Source organism: Kitasatospora sp. NPDC008050, assembly GCF_042957465.1.
Lineage (GTDB): Bacteria > Actinomycetota > Actinomycetes > Streptomycetales > Streptomycetaceae > Kitasatospora.
In genome coordinates, this window is record NZ_JBIBIJ010000013.1 from 71,460 (window position 1) to 98,247 (window position 26,788).

Sequence of the window (26,788 nt, forward strand, 5' to 3'; positions counted from 1 at the left end):
TCACGACAGACCCAGCTCGTTGTCCAGCAGGTCGAAGACGTCCTCGTCGGAGGCCGTGTCGAAGTCGAAGGCGGCACCGGAGCCCGAACCGCCGCGCAGGGCGCCCCACTTCGCCTTGATCACCTCCAGCCGGCCCGCGACCTGCTCGTACAGCTCCTCACTGACCTCCAGATCGGCGAACGCCTTCTCCAGCCTCTCCAGGTCGGCCAGGAGGGCCCCCTGCCCGGCCGCTTCCTCCGGCGCGAGCTCCAGCTCGGCGAACAGGTGATCCGTCAGCTCCAGCGGTGTCGGGTAGTCGAAGACCAGGGTCGCCGGCAGTCGCACCCCGGCCAGGGCGCCCAGCCGGTTCCGCAGCTCGACCGCGGTGAGCGAGTCGAAGCCGAGGTCCTGGAAAGCGCGTTCCGGATCGACCTCGGTCCCGCTCGGGTGCCCGAGGACGGCGGCGACCTGACCGCGCACCTCGTCCAGCAGCGTCTCGCGACGCTCGGTCCCGGGCAGCGCGGACAGGCGCCGGACCAGGTCGCCGGCGCCGCCGGCACCCGCGGCCGAGGTCCGGCGCAGCGGCGTACGGATCAACTCCCGCAGCAGCGGCGGCACCTCGCCCTTGGCCCGCAGCACCGCCAGGTCCAGGCGCATCGGCAGCACGGCCGGCTCCGCCCCGGCGAGGGCGGCGTCCAACAGCGCCAGCCCGTCCGCCGCGGCCAGCGGCGGCATACCGGCCCGCGCCATCCGCTGGGCGTCGGCCTCGCTGAGCTCGCCGGTCATCCCGCCGGTCCGGGCCCACGGGCCCCAGGCGAGTGACAGGCCCGGACGCTGCTGCGCCCGGCGCTGGCACGCGAGTGCGTCCAGGAAGGCGTTGGCCGCGGCATAGTTGGCCTGGCCCGGGTTGCCGAGCGTCCCCGCTGCCGAGGAGAAGAGGACGAAGGCCGCGAGGTCCAGACCCCTGGTCGCCTCGTGCAGGTTCCACGCCGCGTCCACCTTCGGACGCAGCACGGCTGCCAGCCGCTCGGGGGTCAGCGAACCGATGACGCCGTCGTCCAGCACACCCGCCGTGTGCACCACCGCCCGCACCCGGTGACGGGCGACCAACTCGGCCACCGCCGCCCGGTCCGCGACATCACACGCCTCGACCACCGTCTCCGCACCCAACGCCGCCAGCTCGGCGACGAGTTCGGCCGCGCCGTCGGCCGCCGCCCCGCGACGGGAGACCAGCAGCAGCCTCCGCACCCCGTGCTCCACCACCAGGTGACGAGCCACGAGCCGGCCCAGGCCACCGGTACCACCGGTCACCAGCACGGCACCGTCACCGTCACCGTCACCGGCCCACGACGGGGAACCCGCCTCGGCCGCCGCCGACACCCGCACCAGCCGCGCCGCCAGCACCTCACCAGCACGCACCAGCAGCTGCGGCTCGTCCAATGCCAGTGCGCCCGTGGGCAGTTCGCCCTCGCCCTCCAGATCCACCAGACCGAACCGGCCCGGATTCTCCGACGACGCCGACCGCACCAGACCCCACACCGCCGCGCCCGCCAGATCCGCACCCGACACCGCACCACGCGTCACGAAGACCAACCGCGAGCCCACGAACCGCTCCTCGACCAACCACGACTGCACCAGACCCAACACCCGCGACGCCACCGCATGCACCGACTCCACCACGCCACCGGACGCACCAGCGGGAAGCTCAACCACCACCACAGCCGGCACCTCCACCAACGCCGCCAGATCCACCTCCAGCCCGACCCTCACATGCGACACGGACTCAGCGTCCACCGGCTGAACCGCCGTCCAGTCGAGCCGGAACATCGCATCCCGCGCAACCGCCCCCGAACCACCCAACTGCTCGGCACTGATCGGCCGGACCACGAGCGACTCCACCCAGGCGACCGGCGCCCCTGCGGCATCCGCGACCGCCAGCGACACACCGCCGGCACCAGCACGCGACAACCGCACCCGCACCGACGACGCACCCGCCGCATGCACCGACACACCGGACCACGAGAACGGCACACCCGCCGAGCCCTGGCCCTCCCCCGCGCCCGCCGCGATCACGTGCAGGCCCGCGTCGAAGAGCGCGGGGTGCAGGGCGAACGACCCGGCCTCCAGGCCGTCAGGCAGCGCGACCTCGGCGAACAGGTCGTCGCCGAGCTGCCAGGCAGCCCGAAGGCCCTGGAACACCGGACCGTACTCGAAACCCGCCTCCGCGAAACGATCGTAGAGACCGGTCACGTCCAGCGGCTCGGCACCAGCCGGCGGCCATGTCGTCACGTCGAACGGTACCGGTGCCGGTACCGCGCCGGCCGTCAACACCCCGGTCGCATGGAGCGTCCAGGGTTCCTGGGAGGCGTTCGCCCGGCGGGAGTGCACGCTCAGCGTCCGCCGGCCCTCGTCGTCCGAACCGCCGACGGCCACCTGCAGGTCCATGCTGCCCTGCTCGGGCAGCACCAGCGGCGCGGCGAGCGTCAACTCCTCGACCAGGTCGCAGCCGACCTCGTCACCCGCACGGATCGCCAGCTCCAGCAGCGCCGTTCCCGGCACCAGCACCGAACCCAGCACCACGTGATCGGCGAGCCACGGCTGCGCCTGCACCGACAGCCGGCCCGTGAACAGGAACCCGGCCGCGCCTGCCAACTCCACCGCACCCGAGAGCAACGGGTGTTCGGCGGACTTGAGCCCGAGAGCCTCGGCGCCCCTTGCCCCGGCCACCGCGGTGGGCCAGAAGTGCTGGTGCTGGAAGGCGTAGGTGGGCAGGTCGACGCGACGGGCGCCGGTGCCGGCGAGGACGGCGGTCCAGTCGACCCGCACACCGTTCACGTGCAACGCGGCCAGCGCGTGCAGCGCGGTCGTCTCCTCGTCCCGGTCCTTGCGCAGGACGGGGACCGTGAGGACGTCCTCGGTGAGCGTCTGCTGGGCGAGTGCGGAGAGCACACCGTCCGGGCCCAGTTCGACGAAGCGGGTGACGCCCTGGGCGTGCAGCGCGCGCACGCCGTCGGCGAACCGGACGGCCTCGCGGACGTGGCGCACCCAGTACTCCGGCGAGCGGAGCTGCTCGCCTGTCGCGAGGTCGCCGGTCAGGTTGGAGACGACCGGGATGGCCGGCACGCCGAAGGACAGGCCCTGGAGCACGGCACGGAACTCGTCCAGCATCGGGTCCATCAGCGGGGAGTGGAAGGCATGCGACACCTGCAAGCGGGTCGTCTTGCGCCTCAGCTCCTCGACGTGGACGCGAATCCGTTCCACCTGTTCCTCGGCGCCGGAGACGACGACCGACTGCGGCCCGTTGATCGCCGCGATCGAGACGAACTCATCCAGCAGTGGCAGGACTTCCGCCTCCGTCGCCTGCACCGCGAGCATCGCGCCACCGGTGGGCAGGGCCTGCATCAGACTGCCGCGCGCCGCCACCAGGGTGCACGCGTCCGCCAGCGAGAACACCCTGGCCACATGCGCGGCAGCGATCTCGCCGATCGAGTGCCCGGCCACGAAATCGGGCTTGACGCCCCAGGATTCGAGCAGCCGGAACAGCGCCACCTCGATGGCGAACAGACCGGCCTGGGCGTGGACGGTCCGGTTCAGCAGGTCCACGTCCTCGCCCCAGAGCACCTCGCGAACCGCATCGAAGCCCGGCTGCGCACAGACCGCGTCGAAGGCTTCGGCGAACACCGGGAAACGGGCGTACAACTCCCGGCCCATCCCCAGGCGTTGCGAGCCCTGCCCGGAGAACAGGAAGGCCCGCTTGCCCGCACGCACCGAGCCCTCGACCACACCAGGCGTCGACTCAGCCGCCGCCAACGCGGCCAGCCCATTCAGCCCGGCCAGCCCGGCCTCACGGTCGGAAGCCAGCACCACCGCGCGGTGGTCGAACGCCGAGCGTTCCGTCGCCAGGGACAGCGCGACATCCACCGGGGAGAGCGCGGGCCGCTCCCACACCTGGGCAAGGAGAGCCTCGGCCTGCGCCCGCAGCGCAGCCTCGCTCCGGCCCGACAGCACCCACGGCACCACCCCGGGCACCACCCCGGGCACCACCACCAGCTGCTCAACCGGCGGGAGTTCGGCCGGCTCGCCCTGCTCCAGCACGACGTGGGCGTTGGTGCCGCTGATCCCGAAGGACGACACACCCGCCCGACGCGGGCCCGCACCCTGCGGCCAGGCCTGACTGTCCGTCAACAGCTCGACCGCGCCCGCACTCCAGTCCACGTGCGAGGACGGCGCATCCACGTGCAGTGTCCTCGGCAGCACACCGTGGCGCATCGCCATGACCATCTTGATCACACCCGCCACACCCGCAGCCGCCTGCGTGTGCCCGATGTTCGACTTCACCGACCCCAGCCAGAGCGGCCGTTCGGCGGACCGGTCCTGACCGTACGTCGCGATCAGCGCCTGCGCCTCGATCGGATCGCCCAGCCTCGTCCCCGTGCCGTGGGCCTCCACCGCGTCCACGTCGGCAGCCGACAACCCACCACTGGCCAGCGCCTGCCGGATCACCCGCTGCTGCGAGGGACCGTTCGGCGCCGTCAGACCGTTCGACGCGCCGTCCTGGTTCACCGCGCTGCCACGCACCACCGCCAACACCTGGTGCCCGTTGCGCCGTGCGTCGGCGAGCCGTTCCAGCACCACCATCCCCACGCCCTCGCCCCAGCCCACACCGTCCGCCGCCTCGGCGAACGCCTTGCTCCGGCCGTCCGCCGCGAGGCCTCGCTGCCGGGAGAACTCCACGAACGTCGTCGGGGTGGACATCACCGTCACACCGCCGGCCACCGCCAACGAGCACTCACCACTGCGCAGCGCCTGCGCCGCCAGGTGCATCGCCACCAGCGACGAGGAACACGCCGTGTCCACCGTGACCGCAGGGCCCTCCAAGCCCAGCGTGTACGACACGCGGCCTGACGCGATGCTCGGCGCGCTGCCGCTGCCCTGGTAGCCCTCGAACTCGCGTCCGCCCAGCAGACTCGCGTAGTCGCTGTACATCACACCGGCGAAGACACCGGTCTGACTGCCGCGCAGCGAGACAGGGTCGATCCCGGCCCGCTCGAACGCCTCCCAGGACGTCTCCAGCAGCAACCGCTGCTGCGCATCCGTCGCCAACGCCTCACGCGGACTCATCCCGAAGAACTCGGCATCGAACGCCGCCGCGTCACGCAGGAACCCGCCCCACTTCGTGGAGGACGTGCCGAGGTGCTCCGGGTCCGGGTCGTAGAGCGTCTCCACGTCCCAGCCACGATCGGTCGGGAAGCCCGAGATCGCATCCACGCCCTCCGCGACCAGCCGCCACAGACCCTCCGGCGACCGCACCCCACCCGGGTACCGACAGGCCATCCCCACGATCACCACCGGATCGTCCGCCACCGACGGCAACGCCCTGAGCGGAAGCGCCACTTCGGCCTCGCCACCGACCAGCTCGTCCAGCAGGAACCGGACCAGCGCCTCCGCCGACGGATAGTCGAACACCACCGTCGCCGGTAGCCGAAGACCCGTCACCGCCCCGAGCCGGTTCCGCAGCTCCACGGCGGTCAGCGAATCGAACCCGAGGTCCTGGAACGCCTTCCTCGCATCCACCTCGGCCGTACCGGCATGACCGAGCACCAGGGCGATCTGAGTACACACCAGATCGAGCAGCGCCTCGCCACGCTCCTCCGCCCCCAGGGCGGACAGACGCCGCACCAGGTCGGTAGCGCCCTCGGCCGTCACGCTCCGACGGATCGGCGTGCGGATCAGGCCGCGCAGCAGCACCGGCACCGCACCCTGCGCCCGGAGCGCCGCCAGGTCCAGCCGGACCGGGAGGACAGTCGGCTCCGCCTGGGCCAGGGCCGCCTCGAAGAGCGCCAGCCCCTGCTCCGGGGAGATCGGCGGCATCCCGGCCCGTGTCATCCGCTCGATGTCGGACTCGCTCAGGGCGCCGGTCATGCCACCGTCCTGGCTCCACGGCCCCCACCCCAGTGACACACCCGGCAGACCGGCAGCGCGACGGTGCCGAGCCAGCGCGTCCAGGAAAGCGTTGCCCGCCGCATAGTTCGCCTGCCCCGCGTTGCCGAACGTCCCCGCCACCGAGGAGAAGAGGACGAAGGCCGCGAGGTCCAGACCCCTGGTCGCCTCGTGCAGGTTCCATGCCGCGTCCACCTTCGGACGCAGCACGGCTGCCAGCCGCTCGGGGGTCAGCGAACCGATGACGCCGTCGTCCAGCACACCCGCCGTGTGCACCACCGCCCGCACCCGGTGACGGGCGACCAGCTCGGCCACCGCCGCCCGGTCCGCGACATCACACGCCTCGACCACCGTCTCCGCGCCCAACGCCGCCAGCTCGGCAACGAGTTCGGCCACGCCATCGGCCTGCGCACCACGGCGGCTGACCAGCAGCAGACTCCGCACCCCGTGCTCCACCACCAGGTGACGAGCCACGAGCCGGCCCAGGCCACCGGTACCACCGGTCACCAGCACGGCACCGTCACCGTCACCGGCCCACGACGGGGCACCCGCCTCGGCCGCCGCCGACACCCGCACCAGCCGCGCCGCCAGCACCTCACCAGCACGCACCAGCAGCTGCGGCTCATCCAATGCCAGTGCACCCGACGGCAGTTCGCCCTCGCCCTCCAGATCCACCAGGCCGAACCGGCCCGGATTCTCCGACGACGCCGACCGCACCAGACCCCACACCGCCGCACCCGCCAGATCCGCACCCGACACCGCACCACGCGTCACGAAGACCAACCGCGAGCCCACGAACCGCTCCTCGACCAACCACGACTGCACCAGACCCAACACCCGCGACGCCACCGCATGCACCGACTCCACCACGCCACCGGACGCACCAGCGGGAAGCTCGACCACCACCACAGCCGGCACCTCCACCAGCGACGACAGCTCCACCTCCAGCCCGACCCTCACATGCGACACGGACTCGGCGTCCACCGGCTGAACCGCCGTCCAGTCGAGCCGGAACATCGCATCCCGCGCAACCGACGCCGACCCGCCCAACTGCTCGGCACTGATCGGCCGGACCACGAGCGACTCCACCCAGGCGACCGGCGCCCCTGCGGCATCCGCGACCGCCAGCGACACACCGCCGGCACCAGCACGCGACAACCGCACCCGCACCGACGACGCACCCGCCGCATGCACCGACACACCGGACCACGAGAACGGCACACCCGCCGAGCCCTGGCCCTCCCCACCATCACCGACAAGGGCCGACGCATGCAGACACGCGTCCAACAAGGCCGGATGCAGACCGAACGCCCCACCCTCCACGCCCTCGGGGAGCAGGACCTCGGGGAGCAGGACCTCGGCGAACAGGTCGTCGCCGAGCCGCCAGGCAGCCCGAAGGCCCTGGAACACCGGACCGTACTCGAAACCCGCCTCCGCGAAACGATCGTAGAGACCGGTCACGTCCAGCGGCTCGGCACCAGCCGGCGGCCATGTCGTCGCGTCGAAGGCCACCGGAGCCGCGCCGGACGCCAGCACGCCGCTCGCATGCAAGGTCCAGGCCTGCTCAGCCGCACCGTCCTCGGACGAGTGCACGCTGACCGCACGGCGGCCGGAATCGTCCAGCTCGCCCACCCATACCTGCACCCGCACACCGCCCTCGTCCGGCAGCACCAGCGGCGTGGCGAGCGTCAGCTCCTCGACCAGGTCGCAGCCGACCTCGTCACCCGCACGGATCGCCAGCTCCAGCAGCGCCGCGCCCGGCACCAGCACCGAACCCAGCACCACGTGTCCGGCGAGCCACGGCTGCGCCTGCACCGACAGCCGGCCCGTGAACAGGAACCCGGCCGAACCCGCCAGCTCCACCGCGCCCGAGAGCACCGGGTGCGCCAGGGACTTCAGCCCGACGGACTCGGCGCTGCCGGCGAAGGTCATCGTCGCCGGCCAGAACCGCCGGTGCTGGAAGGCGTAGGTGGGCAGGTCGATCCGGCGGGCGCCGGTTCCGGCCAGCGCAGCCGTCCAGTGGACCCGCACGCCATGGACGTGCAATTCGGCCAGCGCGTGCAGCGCGGTCGCCGACTCGTCCCGGTCCCTGCGCAGCGCAGGGAGCACGACGGCCTCCTCCGGCAGGGAGTGCCGAGCCATCGCGGACAGTACGCCGTCCGGTCCCAACTCCAGGAACCGGCTGACCCCGTGTGCCTGCAATGTGCGCACACCGTCGGCGAAGCGCACGGCCTCGCGGACGTGGCGCACCCAGTACTCCGGCGAGCGGAGCTGCTCGCCTGTCGCGAGGCCGCCGGTCAGGTTGGAGACGACCGGGATGGCCGGCGCGGCGAAGGACAGGCCATGGAGCACGGCACGGAACTCCTCCAGCATCGGGTCCATCAGCAGGGAGTGGAAGGCATGCGACACCCGCAGCCTGGACGCCTTGCGGCCCAGCTTCTCGACCTGCGAACGAAGCGCCTCCACCGCCTCCTCGGCACCCGAGACCACCACCGACGACGGCCCGTTGACGGCCGCGATCGAGACGAACTCACCCAGCAGCGGGAGGACTTCCGCCTCCGTCGCCTGCACCGCGAGCATCGCGCCACCGGCGGGCAGCGCCTGCATCAGGCTGCCGCGCGCCGCCACCAGGGTGCACGCGTCCGCCAGCGAGAACACCCCGGCCACATGCGCCGCAGCCACCTCACCGATCGAATGTCCGGCCACGAAGTCCGGCTTGACGCCCCAGGATTCGAGCAGCCGGAACAGCGCCACCTCGATGGCGAACAACCCCGCCTGAGCGTGAATCGTCCGGTTCAGCAGCTCGGCATCCGTACCCCACACCACCTCGCGAACGGCACCGAAGCCCGGCTCCGCGCACACCGCGTCGAAGGCTTCGGCGAACACCGGGAACCGCTCGTACAACTCCCGTCCCATGCCGAGCCGCTGCGCCCCCTGTCCCGAGAACAGGAACGCCAGCAGTCCTGCCGTCCGAGCACCGGTGGGCGACTCGCCGCGCGCCAACGCACCGAGCCCGGTGAGCAGTTCCTCCCGATCGGCGGCGACGACCACCGCGCCGTGGTCGAGCGCGGCCCTCGTCGTGACGAGGGAGTAGGCGAGGTCGACCGGGCGCAGGGCCGGTTCACGCGTGACCAGCGCGAGCAGCCGCTCAGCCTGCGCCCGCACGGCCTCCGGCGTCGCGGCCGATACCACGCACGGCACCGAGGCGGCCGCTGGCGCGGGCTCGGACTGGGCGAGGGCCGGTACAGCGGCCGGTGCCTCCTCCACCAGCACATGCGCGTTGGTGCCGCTGATCCCGAACGACGAGACGCCCGCGCGGCGCGGACGGTCACCCGCACCCCACTCCCGCGCCTCGGTCAGCAGCTGGACCGCCCCCGCCGTCCAGTCGACCTGGTGGGTCGGTTCGTCCACGTGCAGCGTGGACGGCAGCGCCCCGTGGCGCATCGCCATCACCATCTTGATCACACCGGCCACACCGGCGGCCGCCTGCGTGTGACCGATGTTCGACTTCACCGACCCCAGCCAGAGCGGCCGTTCGGCGGGCCGGTGCTGACCGTAGGTCTCCAGCAGCGCCTGCGCCTCGATCGGGTCGCCGAGCCTGGTCCCTGTGCCGTGCGCCTCCACCACGTCGATCTGGTCGGCGGCCAGGCGCGCGTTGGCCAGCGCCTGGCGGATCACCCGGCGCTGGGAGGGGCCGTTCGGCGCGGTGAGACCGTTGCTCGCACCGTCCTGGTTGACGGCGGAGCCGCGGACCAGGGCGAGCACGGGGTGGCCGTTGCGCACCGCGTCGGAGAGCCGCTCGACCACCAGGAAGCCCGCGCCCTCGGCGAATCCGGTGCCGTCGGCAGCCGTCGCGAAGGACTTGCACCGGCCGTCCGAGGCGAGCGCGCCCTGCCGGCCGAACTCGGCGAAGACACCAGGGGTGGCCATCACGGTGACACCGCCGGTCACGGCGAGGGAGCACTCCCCCTGGCGCAGCGCCTGCACCGCCAGGTGCAGCGCCACCAGCGAGGAGGAGCAGGCAGTGTCGACCGAGACGGCGGGCCCTTCGAGGCCGAGCTTGTAGGAGACGCGGCCCGAGACCACGCTGCCGTTGCCGTCGCTGCCCGGGTAGTCGTGGTACATCACACCGGCGAACACGCCGGTGCGGGAGCCGCGCAGCGAGGTCGGGTCGATCCCCGCCCGCTCCAGTGCCTCCCAGGAGAGTTCGAGTGTCAGCCGCTGCTGCGGATCCATGGCCAGCGCCTCGCGCGGGGAGATCCCGAAGAAGCCCGGGTCGAACTCCGCGGCCCCGTCCAGGAAGCCGCCCTCGCGGGTGTAGTAGGCGGTCGGACGCTCGCTGTTCGGGTCGCGCAGAGAGGAGAGGTCCCAACCGCGGTCGGTCGGGAAGCCGGAGATTCCGTCACCGCCGGACATCACCAGCTGCCACAGCTCCTCCGGGCTGGTCACACCGCCCGGGTAGCGGCAGGCCATGCCGACGATGGCGATCGGCTCGTGCTGGGAAGCGGTGAGCTTGCGACTGTGCGCCCGCAGCCGGGCGGCCTCCTGCCGAGCGGCGCGCAGTGCGGCGCCGTCGGCCGGGTCGTCGTCGGCAAGCTCGGCGGGCTCGGCGGGCTCGGCAGGCACGCCGGCGAACAGGGCGTCGCCCTCGTTCTCCTCGTCGCCCTCGCCGCCCTCGCCGCCCTCGGTGGCCGGGGAGGACGCGACGCGGACCTCCGCCAGCTCCAGCAGGCTCTCCATCAGCCCCGCGTCGCGGAGTCGGCTGGTCGGGATCGACCGGAGAGCCGTGCGGATCGCGTCCTCATCGGTGCGGTCGCCGTCACCGTCGCCGAGCATCGTCAGGATGTGGTCGGCGACCGCCCGGGCGTTGGGGTGGTCGAAGGCGAGGGTGGCGGGCAGGCGCAGGCCGGTCAGGGAGTTCAGGTGGTTGCGCAGCTCGGTTGCTGCCAGGGAGTCGAAGCCGAGTTCCTGGAAGGCCCGCTCCGCCTCGACCGCCTCGGCCGAGGTGTGGCCCAGCACAGCGGCGACCTCGGTACGGACGAGCTGCAGCACCGCGCGCTGCCGCTCCGGCAGGGCCAGGCCCGCGAGCCGCTCCCCCATCGTCGCCGCCGGTGCGGAGCTCGCCGCCGCGGCCCGCCGCACCATCGGCGTCAGGCCGCGCAGCAGCGCGGGAACCTCGTCGGTGCGGGTACGCAGGGCGGTGGTGTCGATCCGGATCGGCACCACGGTGGCCCGCTCGGAGCGCAGGCCGGCCGCGAAGAGCGCCAGGCCCGCCTCGTGCGTGAGTGCGGGGATGCCCTGGGTGGCCATCCGCTTGCGGTCGACCTCGGTGAGGAACTGGCCCAGACCCGCGCCCACCTCCCACAGCCCGAAGGCCATCGAGGTGGCCGCCAGGCCCTCGGCGCGGCGCCGGGCGGCGAGCGCGTCGAGGAAGACGTTGGCCGCCGCGTAGTTGCCCTGCCCCGCCGTCAGCACCAGGCCACCGGCCGAGGAGAACAGCACGAACGCCGCCAACTCCATGCCGCGGGTCAGCTCGTGCAGGAACCAGGCCGCATCCGCCTTCGGCGCCAGCACGGAGTTCAGCTGCGCCTCGGTGAGGGAAGTCACCAGAGCGCTGTCACCGGTGCCGGCCGCGTGCACGACCGCCGTCAGCGGCCGCTCGGCCACGATCCCGGCGACCAGCTCCGCCAGCGCGTCCCGGTCCGAGACGTCGCAAGCCGTGATCCGCACGAGCGCGCCGAGCGCGGTGAGTTCCTCGACCAGCTCCGGCGCGCCCGGCGTGCCCAGGCCGCGCCGGCTGGTCAGCACCAGGTGCCGCACACCGCGCTCGGTCACCAAGTACCGCGCCACCACCGCACCCAGACCGCCGGTACCGCCCGTGACCAGCACCGCACCCTCGGCATCGAGCAGCACCTCACCCGCGCCAGGAGCCAGCCGGACCAGCCGCGGCACCAGCACCTCACCCGAACGCACCGCCGACTCCGGCTCACCCGAAGCCACCGCCACCAAGGCGAGGGCCGGATCGACACCCGCCTCCAGGTCCACCAGCACGAACCGCCCCGGATTCTCCGCCTGCGCCGACCGGACCAGACCCCACACCGGAGCCTGCACCACATCCACCGCCAGCTCCTCGGCCACAGCCACCGCACCACGCGTCACCACCACCAACCGCGCCCCGGCGAACCGCTCGTCCGCGAGCCAGGACTGCACCACCCCCAACACGCGACCCGTCACCGCACGCACCCCACACGGCACATCCGTCCACGCCCCCACCCCGCCACAGTCCAGCACCACCACATCCGGCGCCGGACCCGACTCCGACAATCCCTCCCACCCCGACCACGACACCCCCGCCGCCGCCCCCGCGGGCACCACCGACCACTCGATCCCGAACAACGGGCCGTCAGCAACCGCACCCAACTGCTCAGCCGACACCGGACGCCCCACCATCGACCCGACCGACATCACCGGCCGACCCGACACATCGGCGAGGGCCAAGGACCAGCCGCCGTCACCGGCCCGGGCCAACCGGACCCGCACCGACGACGCACCCACCGCGTGCAGCGAGACGTCGTTCCACACGAAGGGAATCGCCAACTCGCCCGAGCTGGTGAGGATCGCGGCATGCATCGCCGCGTCCAGCAGCGCGGGGTGCAGACCGAACGCCCCGCCGTCGACACCCTCGGGCAGCGCGACCTCGGCGAACAGCTCCTCACCACGCCGCCAGACAGCCCGCAGGCCCTGGAACACCGGCCCATAGCCGAACCCGGCGTCCACAAAGCCCTCGTAGGCGCCGTCGACGGACACCGTCTCGGCCCCGGCCGGCGGCCACTCGGTCAGCTCGAGCGCGCCGCCGGAACCGGCGGAAGGCGTGGTCAGGAAGCCGGAAGCGTGCCGGGCCCAGCCGTGTTCCGGACCGTCCTGGGGGCGGGAGTGCACGGTGACCGGGCGCCGCCCGGACCCGTCGGGCTCGCCGACCCAGACCTGCAGCTGCACGCCGCCCTGCTCGGGCAGCACCAGCGGCGCGGCGAGCGTCAGCTCCTCCACGTGATCGCAACCGGCCTCGGCGCCGGCCCGCAGGGCCAGTTCGAGCAGGCCCGTACCGGGCACCAGCACCCGGCCCAGGACGGTGTGGTCCGCCAGCCACGGGTGTGACTCCAGCGAGACCCGGCCGGTGAACAGGAACCCGTCCGCGTCGACCAGTTCGACGGCCGCGCCGAGCAGCGGGTGGTCCGCCGAGCCCACACCGGCCGCGCTCAGGTCGGCGAGCGGGCTCGTGGCGTCGAGCCAGAACGGCCGCCGTTGGAAGGCGTAGGTGGGCAGCTCGACCCGGCGGGCACCGGTACCGGCGAAGAAGGCCCGCCAGTCCACGGGAGTTCCGGTCACGTGCAGTCGGCCGGTGGCCGCCACCAGCGTCGAGACCTCGTCCCGGCCCGCGCGCAGCAGCGGGACCACGAGCGTCTCCGCCGCCTCCGCGAGGCAGTCCCGCGCCATCCCCGTGAGGACGGCATCGGGCCCGAACTCCAGGAACCGGGTGACCCCGTGTGCCTGCAATGTGCGCACGCCGTCGGCGAAGCGCACCGCCTCGCGGACGTGGCGCACCCAGTACTCCGGCGAGCGGAGCTGCTCGCCCGTCGCGAGGTCGCCGGTCAGGTTGGAGACGACGGGGATGGCCGGCGCGGCGAAGGACAGGCCCTGGAGCACGGCACGGAACTCGTCCAGCATCGGATCCATCAACGGGGAGTGGAAGGCATGCGACACCCGCAGCCTGGACGCCTTGCGGCCCAGCTCCTCGACCTGCGAACGAACCGCCTCCACCGCCTCCTCGGCACCCGAGACCACCACCGACGACGGCCCGTTGACGGCCGCGATCGAGACGAACTCACCCAGCAGCGGCAGGACTTCCGCCTCCGTCGCCTGCACCGCGAGCATCGCACCACCGGCGGGCAACGCCTGCATCAGACTGCCGCGCGCCGCCACCAGGGTGCAGGCATCGGCCAGCGAGAACACCCCGGCCACATGCGCCGCAGCCACCTCACCGATCGAGTGACCGGCCACGAAGTCCGGCTTGACGCCCCAGGATTCGAGCAGCCGGAACAGCGCCACCTCGATGGCGAACAACCCCGCCTGAGCGTGCGCGGTGCGGTTCAGCAGCTCGACGTCCTCGCCCCACACCACCTCCCGGACCAGGCCCAACGCGGCACACACCGCGTCGAACGCCTCCGCGAAGACCGGGAAGCGCCCGTACAGCTCCTGTCCCATCCCCAACCGCTGCGACCCCTGCCCCGCGAACAGGAACGCCAGCGGACCACCGCCACGGGCGGACCCGGTGAAGACGCCGGGCGCGGCCTCGCCCTCGGCGAGAGCGCGAAGTCCGGCCAGCAGCTGCGCGCGGTCGCCACCGACCACCACGGCACGCCGTTCGAGCGCGGCCCGGGTGGTCGCCAGCGAGTGTGCCGTGTCCTGCGGTGCCAGCTCCGGCTGGGACGCCACGAACGTGTGCAGCCGCTCGGCCTGCGCACGCAGTGCCTCCGGCGTCGCGGCGGAGACCAGCCACGGGAGCGCCGTACCGGACCCCTCGGGTGCCCCGGCTACCTCGGTCGCCCCGGCTACCCCGGTGTCCCTGCCAGCCGGCCGCGCGGCCGGCTGCGGGCCCTGCTCAAGGACGACGTGCGCGTTGGTGCCGCTGATCCCGAACGCCGACACGCTCGCCCGGCGCGGCCGGCCGGTCGCCGGCCACTCCTTGGCCTCGGTCAGCAGCTCGACCGCACCCTCGCTCCAGTCCACGTGCGGGGAGGGCTGATCGACGTGCAGGGTCTGCGGCAGCAGACCGTGACGCATCGCCAGCACCATCTTGATCACGCCCGCCACACCCGCAGCCGCCTGTGCGTGGCCGATGTTCGACTTGATCGACCCCAGCAGCAGGGGCTGTTCGGGAGCCCGGCCCTGCCCATAGGTGGCGAGCAGCGCCTGCGCCTCGATCGGGTCGCCGAGCGTCGTCCCCGTGCCGTGGGCCTCCACCGCGTCGACCTCGGCGGCCGACAGACCGGCGCTCGCCAGCGCCTGGCGGATCACCCGCTGCTGCGAGGGGCCGTTGGGGGCGGCGAACCCGTTGCTCGCACCGTCCTGGTTCACCGCCGTGCCGCGCACCACCGCGAGCACCTGGTGGCCGTGGCGCAGCGCGTCCGACAGCCGCTCGACCAGCAGCACGCCGACGCCCTCGGACCAGCCCACGCCGTCGGCCGCACCGGCGAACGCCTTGCAGCGCCCGTCGACGGACAGGCCGCGCTGCCGGCTGAACTCGATGAACATGCCCGGGGTGGACATCACGGTGGCGCCGCCGGCCAGCGCCAGCGAGCACTCGCCGGTGCGCAGCGCCTGCACCGCCAGGTGGAGCGCCACCAGCGAGGACGAACAGGCCGTGTCCACCGTCAGCGCCGGGCCCTCCAGGCCGAGCGTGTACGACACCCGGCCCGAGACGACGCTGCCGCCGCTGGTGCCGGAGGGGTTCGCGTTGAGCGCGTAGTCGTGGTACATCACGCCGGCGAACACGCCGGTCCTGCTGCCGCGCAGCGTGGCCGGATCGATGCCCGCCCGCTCCAGCGCCTCCCACGCGGTCTCCAGCAGGAGCCGCTGCTGCGGGTCCATGTAGAGCGCCTCGCGTGGCGAGATGCCGAAGAAGCCCGGGTCGAACTCGGCCGCGTCGTGCAGGAAGCTGCCGCGACGCGTGTAGCTCCGGCCCTCCTTGCCCGGCTCGGGGTCGTAGAGGTTCTCGATGTTCCAGCCGCGGTTGGTCGGCAGGTCCGAGACGGTGTCCGCACCGTCGACCAGCAGCTGCCACAGCTCCTCGGGCGAGCTCACGCCGCCCGGGTAGCGGCAGGCCATGCTGACGATCGCGATCGGCTCGTCGTCCGTGCCGCGCACGTCGGTGCGGTGCGTCGCGGCGTCGGCATCGGTGTCGGCATCGGTGTCGGCATCGGTGTCGGTGTCGCCGAGCAGCGCGAGGATGTGGGTGGCGACGGCGCGGGCGTTGGGGTGGTCGAAGGCGAGGGTGGCGGGCAGGCGCAGTCCGGTGCGGGCGTTGAGCTGGTTGCGCAGCTCGGTCGCGGCCAGGGAGTCGAAGCCGAGCTCCTGGAAGGCCCGTTCGGGTGCGATCGCCTCGGCCGAGGCGTGGCCGAGCACGCCCGCGACCTGGGCCCGGACGATCTGCAGCACGGCACGCTCACGCTCGCCCGTGGTCAGCCCCGCGAGCCGCTGCTCCAGCACGGCCGCCGAGGCGGTGCCGCGGGAGGCCCCGACGCGCCGGGTACGCGGGGTCAGGCCGCGCAGCAGCGCGGGAACCTCGTCGGTGCGGGTGCGCAGGGCGGTGGTGTCGACCCGGATCGGCACCACGGTGGCCCGCTCGGAGCGCAGGCCGGCCGCGAAGAGCGCCAGGCCCGCCTCGTGGGCCAGGACGGGGATGCCCTGGGTGGCCATCCGCTTGCGGTCGACCTCGGTGAGGAACTGGCCCAGGCCCGCGCCCACCTCCCACAGCCCGAAGGCCATCGAGGTGGCCGGCAGGCCCTCGGCACGGCGCCGGGCAGCGAGCGCGTCCAGGAAGACGTTGGCCGCCGCGTAGTTGCCCTGCCCCGCCGTCAGCACCAGGCCACCGGCCGAGGAGAACAGCACGAACGCCGCCAACTCCATGTCCCGGGTCAGCTCGTGCAGATACCAGGCCGCATCCGCCTTCGGCGCCAGCACGGCGCCGATGCGCTCGGGCGTCAGCGCGCCGATCAGGGCGTTGTCGCCGATGCCGGCCGCGTGCACGAGCGCCGTCAGCGGACGCTCGGCCACGATCCCGGCGACCAGCTCCGCCAGCGCGTCCCGGTCCGAGACGTCGCAGGCCGTGATCCGCACCCGCGCGCCGAGCGCGGTGAGCTCCTCCACCAGCTCCGGCGCGCCCGGGGCATCGAGGCCGCGCCGGCTGGTCAGCACCAGGTGCCGGACATTGCGCTCGGTTACGAGGTGGCGGGCGACCACCGCGCCCAGACCGCCGGTACCGCCCGTGACCAGCACCGCACCCTCGGCATCGAGCAGCACCTCACCCGCGCCAGGAGCCAGCCGGACCAGCCGCGGCACCAGCACCTCACCCGAACGCACCGCCGACTCCGGCTCACCCGAAGCCACCGCCACCAGGGCGAGGGCCGGATCGACACCCGCCTCCAGGTCCACCAGCAGGAACCGCCCCGGATTCTCCGCCTGCGCCGACCGGACCAGACCCCACACCGGAGCCTGCACCACATCCACCGCCAGCTCCCCGGCCACAGCCACCGCACCACGCGTCACCACCACCAACCGCGCCCCGGCGAACCGCTCCTCCACCAGCCAGGACTGCACCACCCCCAACACACGACCCACCACCGCACGCACCCCACACGGCACATCCGTCCACGCCCCCACCCCACCACAGTCCAACACCACCACATCCGGCACCGGACCCGACTCCGACAACCCCTCCCACCCCGACCACGACACCCCGGCCCCAGCACCACCAGCCGGCACCACCGACCACTCGATCCCGAACAACGGACCGTCAACGACCGCACCCAACTGCTCAGCCGACACCGGACGCCCCGTCACCGAGCGCACGGAGAGCACCGGCCGGCCGGCCGGGTCGGCAACCGCCAGCGACAACCCGCCGTCGCTGAGCCGCGTCAACCGCACCCGCACTGCCGATGCACCCACCGCATGGAGGGACACGTCGTTCCAGGCGAACGGGATCACCGTCTCGCCGCTGCCACGTCCGCTGTCCAGGATCGCGGCGTGCATCGCCGCGTCCAGCAACGCCGGGTGCAGGCCGAACGCCCCGCCGTCGACACCCTCGGGCAGCGCGACCTCGGCGAACAGCTCCTCACCACGCCGCCAGACAGCCCTCAGGCCCTGGAACAGCGGCCCGTACCGGTAGCCCTGCTCGGCGAACATCTCGTACGCGCCGTCGACCGGCAGCGACTCGGCTCCGGTCGGTGGCCAGAACGCCGCATCGAACGGCAGCGGCTCGGCACTGCCGTCGGCCAGCACACCCCGGGCGTGTTCGGCCCAGACCTCGTGCTCCTGATCCTGGTCGTCCGGCCGGGAGTGCACGCTCAGCGCGCGCCGTCCGGAGTCGTCCGGCACGCCGACGCGCACTTGGAGGCGCACGCCGCCCTGCTCGGGCAGCACCAGCGGCGCGGCGAGCGTCAGTTCCTCCAGCAGCTCGCAGCCGACCTCGTCCCCGGCCCGCAGGGCCAGTTCGACCAGGCCCGTGCCGGGCAGCAGCACAGTGCCCTGCACCGCGTGATCGGCGAGCCACGGGTGCGACTGCACCGAGAGGCGGCCGGTGAGCAGGACTCCGCCGTCCTCGGCCAGTTCGACGGCCGCACCCAGCAGCGGGTGCTCGGGCGACTCCAGGCCGGCGAACCGGACGTCACCCGTGCGCGCCACGGAGCCGGTGGGCCAGAAGTGCTGGTGCTGGAAGGCGTAGGTGGGCAGGTCGACGCGACGGGCGCCGGTGCCGGCGAGGACGGCGGTCCAGTCGACCCGCACACCGTTCACGTGCAACGCGGCCAGCGCGTGCAGCGCGGTCGTCTCCTCGCCCCGGTCCTTGCGCAGGACAGGGACCGTGAGGACGTCCTCGGTGAGCGTCTGCTGGGCGAGTGCGGAGAGCACACCGTCCGGGCCAAGTTCGACGAAGCGGGTGACGCCCTGGGCGTGCAGCGCGCGCACGCCGTCGGCGAAGCGGACGGCCTCGCGGACGTGGCGCACCCAGTACTCCGGCGAGCGGAGCTGCTCGCCTGTCGCGAGGTCACCGGTCAGGTTGGAGACGACCGGGATGGCCGGCACGCCGAAGGACAGGCCCCCGACCACCTGGGTGAACTCTTCGAGCATCGGGTCCATCAGCGGCGAGTGGAAAGCATGGCTCACCCGCAGGCGGGACGTCTTGCGACCCAGCTCCTCGACCTGCGAACGAACCGCCTCCACCGCCTCCTCGGCACCCGAGACCACCACCGACGACGGCCCGTTGACGGCCGCGATCGAGACGAACTCACCGAGCAACGGCAGGACTTCCGCCTCCGTCGCCTGCACCGCGAGCATCGCACCACCGGCGGGCAACGCCTGCATCAGGCTGCCGCGCGCCACCACCAGCGTGCAGGCGTCGGCGAGGGTGAACACCCCGGCCACGTGGGCAGCAGCCACCTCACCGATCGAGTGCCCGGCCACGAAGTCCGGCCGCACGCCCCAGGATTCGAGCAAACGGAACAGCGCCACCTCCACCGCGAACAACCCCGCCTGAGCGTGCACGGTCCGGTTCAGCAGCTCGGCGTCCGCACCCCACACCGCCTCCCGGACCGAACCGAAACCCGGCTGCGCGCACACCGCGTCGAAGGCTTCGGCGAACACCGGGAAACGGGCGTACAGCTCCCGTCCCATGCCGGGCCGCTGCGAGCCCTGTCCCGAGAACAGGAACGCGCGCTTGCCCGCACGCACCGAACCCTGCACCACATCCGGCGTCGGCTCGCCCGCCACCAGCGCGGCGAGCCCGGCCTCACGGTCCGAAGCCAGCACCACCGCACGGTGGTTGAACACCGAGCGCTCGGCGGCCAGGGACAGGGCGATGTCCACCGAGGAGTGCTCGACCCGCTCCTGGAGGTGGGACAGCAGACGCGCCGCCTGCGCGCGCAGCGCGGCCTCACTCCGGCCCGCGAGCACCCACGGCACCACACCAGGCGTGACCACCGACTGCTCAGCCGACGGCAGTTCGGCCGGCTCGCCCTGCTCCAGCACAACATGGGCGTTAGTGCCGCTGATCCCGAACGAGGACACCCCCGCCCGGCGCGGACCGGCACCCTGCGGCCACACCTGACTGTCCGTCAGAAGTTCGACCGCGCCTTCGCTCCAGTCCACGTGCGAGGACGGCGCATCCACGTGCAGCGTCTTCGGCAGCACGCCGTGACGCATCGCCATGACCATCTTGATCACGCCCGCCACACCCGCAGCCGCCTGTGTGTGACCGATGTTCGACTTGAGGGATCCCAGCCGGACCGGCCGGTCCTCGGGTCGGTCCTGTCCGTAGGTGGCGAGGATGGCCTGCGCCTCGATCGGGTCACCCAGGGTGGTCCCGGTGCCGTGGCCCTCCACCACGTCCACATCCGCCGGGGCCAGGCCACCACTGGCCAACGCCTGCCGGATCACCCGCTGCTGCGAGGGACCGTTCGGCGCCGTCAGACCGTTCGACGCACCGTCCTGGTTCACCGCGCTGCCACGCACCACCGCCAACACCCGGTGCCCGTTGCACCGTGCGTCGGACAGCCGCTCCAGGACCAGCATGCCGACACCCTCGCCCCAGCCCACCCCATCCGCCGAGTCCGAGAACGAACGGCAGCGACCGTCGACCGACAGACCGCCCTGCCGGGAGAACTCCACGAAGGTGCTCGGGGTCGACATCACCGTCACGCCGCCGGCCACCGCCAGCGAGCACTCGCCACTGCGCAGCGCCTGCGCCGCCAGGTGCATCGCCACCAGCGAGGAGGAACACGCCGTGTCCACCGTGACCGCAGGGCCCTCCAGCCCCAGCGCGTAGGAGACCCGGCCCGAGGCAATGCTTCCCGCGCTCCCGCTGCCCTGGAGTCCCTCGAAGTCGCGCCCGCCCAGCAGGCTCGCGTAGTCGTGGTACATCACACCGGCGAAGACGCCGGTCCGGCTGCCGCGCAGCGAGACCGGGTCGATCCCGGCCCGCTCGAACGCCTCCCAGGACGTCTCCAGCAGCAACCGCTGCTGCGCATCCGTCGCCAGCGCCTCACGCGGACTCATCCCGAAGAACTCGGCATCGAACTGCCCTGCCTCGTACAGGAATCCGCCCGAGCGCGTGTACGAGGTACCCGGCACCTCACGATCCGCGTTGAACAGCCCCTCTACATCCCAGCCACGATCGGTCGGGAAGCCGGAGATCGCATCCACCCCCTCCGAGACCAACCGCCACAGACCCTCCGGGGACCGCACCGCACCCGGATACCGGCACGCCATCCCCACGATCACCACCGGATCGTCCACCACGGACGGCAGCGTCCCGACCGGAACAGCAACCTCGCTCTCGGCACCGAACAACTCCTCCAGCAGGAACCGGACCAGCGCCTCCGCCGACGGATAGTCGAACACCACCGTCGCCGGCAGCCGAAGACCCGTCACTGCCCCGAGCCGGTTCCGCAACTCCACGGCGGTCAGCGAATCGAACCCGAGATCCTGGAACGCCTTCGTCGCCTCCACCTCGGCCGCACCCGCATGACCCAGCACCAGCGCGATCTGAGCGCGCACCAGGGCGAGCACCGCCTCGCGACGCTCCTCCGCCCCCAGGGCGGAGAGACGGCGGGTCAGGTCGACGGCCGTGGTCGAGCCGGCCACGGCCGACCGGCGCGAACGCGCACGGATCAGGCCCCGCAGCAGCGCGGGCACCTCCCCTTGGGCCCGCAGGGCCGCCAGGTCCAGCCGGACCGGAAGCGTCACCGGCTCCCCGTCGGAGAGCGCGGCGTCGAAGAGCGCCAACCCGACGTCGGGGGTGAGCGCCGGCATGCCCAGTCGGGCGATGCGCTCGATGTCGGCCCGGCCCAGGGCGCCGGTCATGCCACCGTCCTGGCTCCACGGACCCCACCCCAGCGACACACCCGGCAGACCGGCCGCGCGACGGTGCCGAGCCAGCGCGTCCAGGAAAGCGTTGCCCGCCGCATAGTTCGCCTGCCCCGCGCTACCGAACGTCCCCGCCACCGAGGAGAAGAGGACGAACGCCGCGAGGTCCAGATCCCGGGTCGCCTCGTGCAGATTCCACGCCGCGTCCACCTTCGGACGCAGCACGGCTGCCAGCCGCTCGGGGGTCAGCGAACCGATGACGCCGTCGTCCAGCACACCCGCCGTGTGCACCACCGCCCGCACCGGGTGACGGGCGACCAACTCGGCCACCGCCGCCCGGTCCGCGACATCACACGCCTCGACCACCGTCTCCGCACCCAACGCCACCAGCTCGGCGACGAGTTCGGCCACGCCATCGGCCTGCGCACCACGGCGGCTGACCAACAGCAGACTCCGCACCCCGTGCTCCACCACCAGGTGACGGGCCACGAGCCGGCCCAGGCCACCGGTACCACCGGTCACCAGCACGGCACCGGCACCGTCACCGTCACCGTCACCGTCACCGGCCCACGACGGGGCACCCGCCTCGGCCGCCGCCGACACCCGCACCAGCCGCGCCACCAGCACCTCACCAGCACGCACCAGCAGCTGCGGCTCATCCAACACCAGTGCACCCGACGGCAGTTCGCCCTCGCCCTCCAGATCCACCAGGCCGAACCGGCCCGGATTCTCCGACGACGCCGACCGCACCAGACCCCACACCGCCGCGCCCGCCAGATCCGCACCCGACACCGCACCACGCGTCACGAAGACCAACCGCGAGCCCACGAACCGCTCCTCGACCAACCACGACTGCACCAGACCCAACACCCGCGCCGTCACGGCATGCACCGACTCCACCACGCCACCGGACGCACCAGCCGGAAGCTCGACCACCACCGCAGCCGGCACCTCCACCAACGCCGCCGGCTCCACCTCCAGCCCAACCGTCACGAACGGCACCGCAGCGCCCTCGCCCACGGCAACCGGCACCCACTCCACCCGGAACAGCGCATCCCGAGTGGCCGCCCCCGACCCGCCCAACTGCTCGGCGCTGATCGGCCGGACGACGAGCGACTCCACCGAGGCAACCGGCGCCCCTGCGGCATCCGCGATCGCCAGCGACACACCGTCCGCACCCGCGCGCGACAACCGCACCCGCACCGACGACGCGCCCACCGCACGCAGCGACACACCGGACCACGAGAACGGCACACCCGCCGAGCCCTGGCCCTGCTCGCCGCCGCCGACGAAGGCCGAGGCGTGCAGGCACGCGTCCAGCAGGACGGGATGCAGACCGTACGCACCACCCTCCACCTCTTCGGGCAGCGCGACCTCGCCGAACACCTGCTCGCCCAGCCGCCACGCCGACCGCAGGCCGTGGAACACCGGGCCGTACTCAAGACCGCTCTCGGACATCCGCTCGTAGAGACCGGTCAGGTCCAGCGGCTCGGCACCGACCGGCGGCCACACCGCCGCGTCGAAGAGCACCGGCGCCGCTCCCGAGGCAAGCACACCACTGGCGTGCAGCGTCCATGTCGCCTCATCGTTGCCGGCGGGGCGGGAGTGCATGCTGACGGCCCGGCGACCGGAAGCGTCCAGCTCGCCCACCCACACCTGCACCCGCACGTCCCCCCGGCCGGAGAGCACCAGGGGCGCCGCCAGGGTCAGCTCCTCGACCAGGTCGCAGCCGACCTCGTCACCCGCACGGAGCGCCAGCTCCACCAGCGCCGCACCGGGCACCACCACCGTGCCGAGGACGACGTGGTCCGCCAGCCACGGATGCGACTCCACCGACAGGCGCCCGGTGAACAGGTACCCGTCCGTGTTGACCAGCTCCACCGCCGCGCCCAGCAGCGGATGCGCTGCCGATTCCAGCCCCGCGAAGCGCAGATCACCCGGTCGGAGCACCGCACCGACGGGCCAGAAGTGCTGGTGCTGGAAGGCGTAGGTGGGCAGGTCGACGCGACGGGCGCCGGTGCCGGCGAGGACGGCGGTCCAGTCGACCCGCACACCGTTCACGTGCAACGCGGCCAGCGCGTGCAGCGCGGTCGTCTCCTCGCCCCGGTCCTTGCGCAGGACAGGGACCGTGAGGACCTCCTCGGTGAGCGTCTGCTGGGCGAGTGCGGAGAGCACACCGTCCGGGCCCAGTTCGACGAAGCGGGTGACGCCCTGGGCGTGCAGCGTACGCACGCCGTCGGCGAAGCGCACGGCCTCGCGGACGTGGCGCACCCAGTACTCCGGCGAGCGGAGCTGCTCGCCTGTCGCGAGGTCACCGGTCAGGTTGGAGACGACCGGGATGGCCGGCACGCCGAAGGACAGGCCCCCGACCACCCGGGTGAACTCTTCGAGCATCGGGTCCATCAGCGGCGAGTGGAAAGCATGGCTCACCCGCAGGCGGGACGTCTTGCGACCCAGCCCCTCGACCTGCGAACGAACCGCCTCCACCGCCTCCTCGGCACCCGAGACCACCACCGACGACGGCCCGTTGACAGCCGCGATCGAGACGAACTCACCGAGCAACGGCAGGACTTCCGCCTCCGTCGCCTGCACCGCGAGCATCGCACCACCGGCGGGCAACGCCTGCATCAGGCTGCCGCGCGCCACCACCAGCGTGCAGGCGTCGGCGAGGGTGAACACCCCGGCCACGTGGGCAGCAGCCACCTCACCGATCGAGTGCCCGGCCACGAAGTCCGGCCGCACGCCCCAGGATTCGAGCAAACGGAACAGCGCCACCTCCACCGCGAACAACCCCGCCTGAGCGTGCACGGTCCGGTTCAGCAGCTCGGCGTCCGCACCCCACACCACCTCGCGAACCGAACCGAAACCCGGCTGCGCGCAGACCGCGTCGAAGGCTTCGGCGAACACCGGGAAGCGGCCGTACAGCTCCCGTCCCATGCCGGGCCGCTGCGAGCCCTGTCCCGAGAACAGGAACGCGCGCTTGCCCGCACGCACCGAACCCTGCACCACATCCGGCGTCGGCTCGCCCGCCACCAGCGCGGCGAGCCCGGCCGCATGGTCCGAAGCCAGCACCACGGCACGGTGGTCGAACGCCGAGCGCTCGGCGGCCAGGGACAACGCGACATCCACCGAGGAGAGTCCGGCCCGCTCCTGGACGTGGGACAGCAGGTACGCCGCCTGCGCCCGCAGCGCGGCCTCGCTCCGACCCGCGAGCACCCACGGCACCACCCCGGGCACCACCACCGGCTGCACAGCCGACGGCAGTTCGGCCGGCTCGCCCTGCTCCAGCACGACGTGGGCGTTGGTGCCGCTGATCCCGAAGGACGACACACCCGCCCGACGCGGCCCCGCACCCTGCGGCCACACCTGACTGTCCGTCAACAGCTCGACCGCGCCCGCACTCCAGTCCACGTGCGAGGACGGCGCATCCACGTGCAGCGTCCTCGGCAGCACACCGTGGCGCATCGCCATGACCATCTTGATCACACCCGCCACACCCGCAGCCGCCTGCGTGTGCCCGATGTTCGACTTCACCGAGCCCAACCACAGCGGCCGCTCCGCAGCCCGCTCCCGACCGTACGTCGCGATCAGCGCCTGCGCCTCGATCGGGTCACCGAGCGTCGTCCCCGTACCGTGCGCCTCCACCGCGTCCACATCAGCGGCCGACAACCCACCACTGGCCAGCGCCTGCCGGATCACCCGCTGCTGCGAGGGACCGTTCGGCGCCGTCAGACCGTTCGACGCGCCGTCCTGGTTCACCGCGCTGCCACGCACCACCGCCAGCACCCGGTGACCATGACGCCGGGCGTCCGAAAGACGCTCCAGCACCACCATCCCCACGCCCTCGCCCCAGCCCACACCATCCGCCGCATCGGCGAAGGAGCGGCAGCGGCCGTCGGCCGACAGTCCGCCCTGCCGGGAGAACTCCACGAAGGTGCTCGGCGTGGACATCACCGTCACGCCGCCGGCCACCGCCAGCGAGCAGTCACCGCTGCGCAGCGCCTGCGCCGCCCAGTGCAGCGCGACCAGGGAGGACGAGCACGCGGTGTCCACCGTGACCGCAGGGCCCTCCAGCCCCAACGCGTAGGAGACCCGGCCCGAGGCGATGCTCGGGGCACTGCCGTTGCCCCGGAAGCCTTCGAACTGGTCGCCGCCGAGCAGGTCCCGGTAGTCGGTGTACATCACTCCGGCGAAGACACCCGTCTGGCTCCCCCGCAGTGACTGGGGATCGATCCCGGCCCGCTCGAACGCCTCCCAGGACGTCTCCAGCAGCAACCGCTGCTGCGCGTCCGTCGCCAGCGCCTCACGCGGACTCATCCCGAAGAACTCGGGGTCGAACTCCCCCGCCTCGTACAGGAATCCGCCCGAGCGCGTGTACGAGGTGCCCGGCACCTCACGATCCGCGTTGAACAGCCCCTCCACATCCCAGCCACGATCGGTCGGGAAGCCGGAGATCGCGTCCACGCCCTCCGAGACCAACCGCCACAGGCCCTCCGGCGACCGCACCCCGCCCGGGTAGCGGCAGGCCATCCCCACGATCACCACCGGATCGTCCGCCACCGACGGCAACGCCCCGACCGGAACCACCACTTCGGCCGCACCACCGAACAACTCGTCCAGCAGGAACCGGACCAGCGCCTGCGCCGAGGGGTAGTCGAAGACCACCGTCGCCGACAATCGCACGCCCACGGCCTTGTTCAGCTGGTTCCGCAGCTCGACAGCGGTCAGCGAGTCGAAGCCGAGGTCCTGGAACGCCCGCGTGGCGTCCACCTCGGCCGCACCCGCATGTCCCAGCACCAGCGCGATCTGAGCGCGCACCAGGTCGAGCAGCACCTCGCGGCGCTCCTCCTCCCCCAGGCCGGACAGGCGCTGCACCAGGCCTGCCGCCGTGGCCGAACCGGCCACGGCCGACCGGCGCGCCCGCGCGCGGACCAGGCCGCTCAGCAGCGCGGGCACCTCGGCCCGGGCCCGCAGGGCCGCCAGGTCGAACCGCACCGGCAGGACCACGGCCTCGTCGACGGCGAGCGCCGCGTCGAACAGGGCCGCGCCGTCCGCCGGCGAGAGCTCGGGCATCCCCGTGCGAGTGATCCGCTGGAGGTCGACGGCGGAGAGCGTGCCCGTCATGCCGCCGTCCTGGGTCCACGGACCCCACGCCAGCGACACCCCCGGCAGGCCTGCCGCGCGGCGGTACCGCGCCAGCGCGTCCAGGAAGGTGTTGCCGGCCGCGTAGTTG

1 protein-coding gene (running past one end of the window) is annotated in these 26,788 nt (G+C 72.9%); it reads right to left on the minus strand.

What is annotated here, in order from left to right; translation table 11 throughout:
- Positions 1-26,788: the 3' portion of an SDR family NAD(P)-dependent oxidoreductase gene (locus tag ACFZB9_RS24635; protein ID WP_391450479.1), read on the minus strand. It continues 4,532 nt past the right edge of the window; the window shows 26,788 of its 31,320 coding nt (coding positions 4,533-31,320); its start codon lies beyond the right edge, outside the window; its stop codon occupies positions 1-3.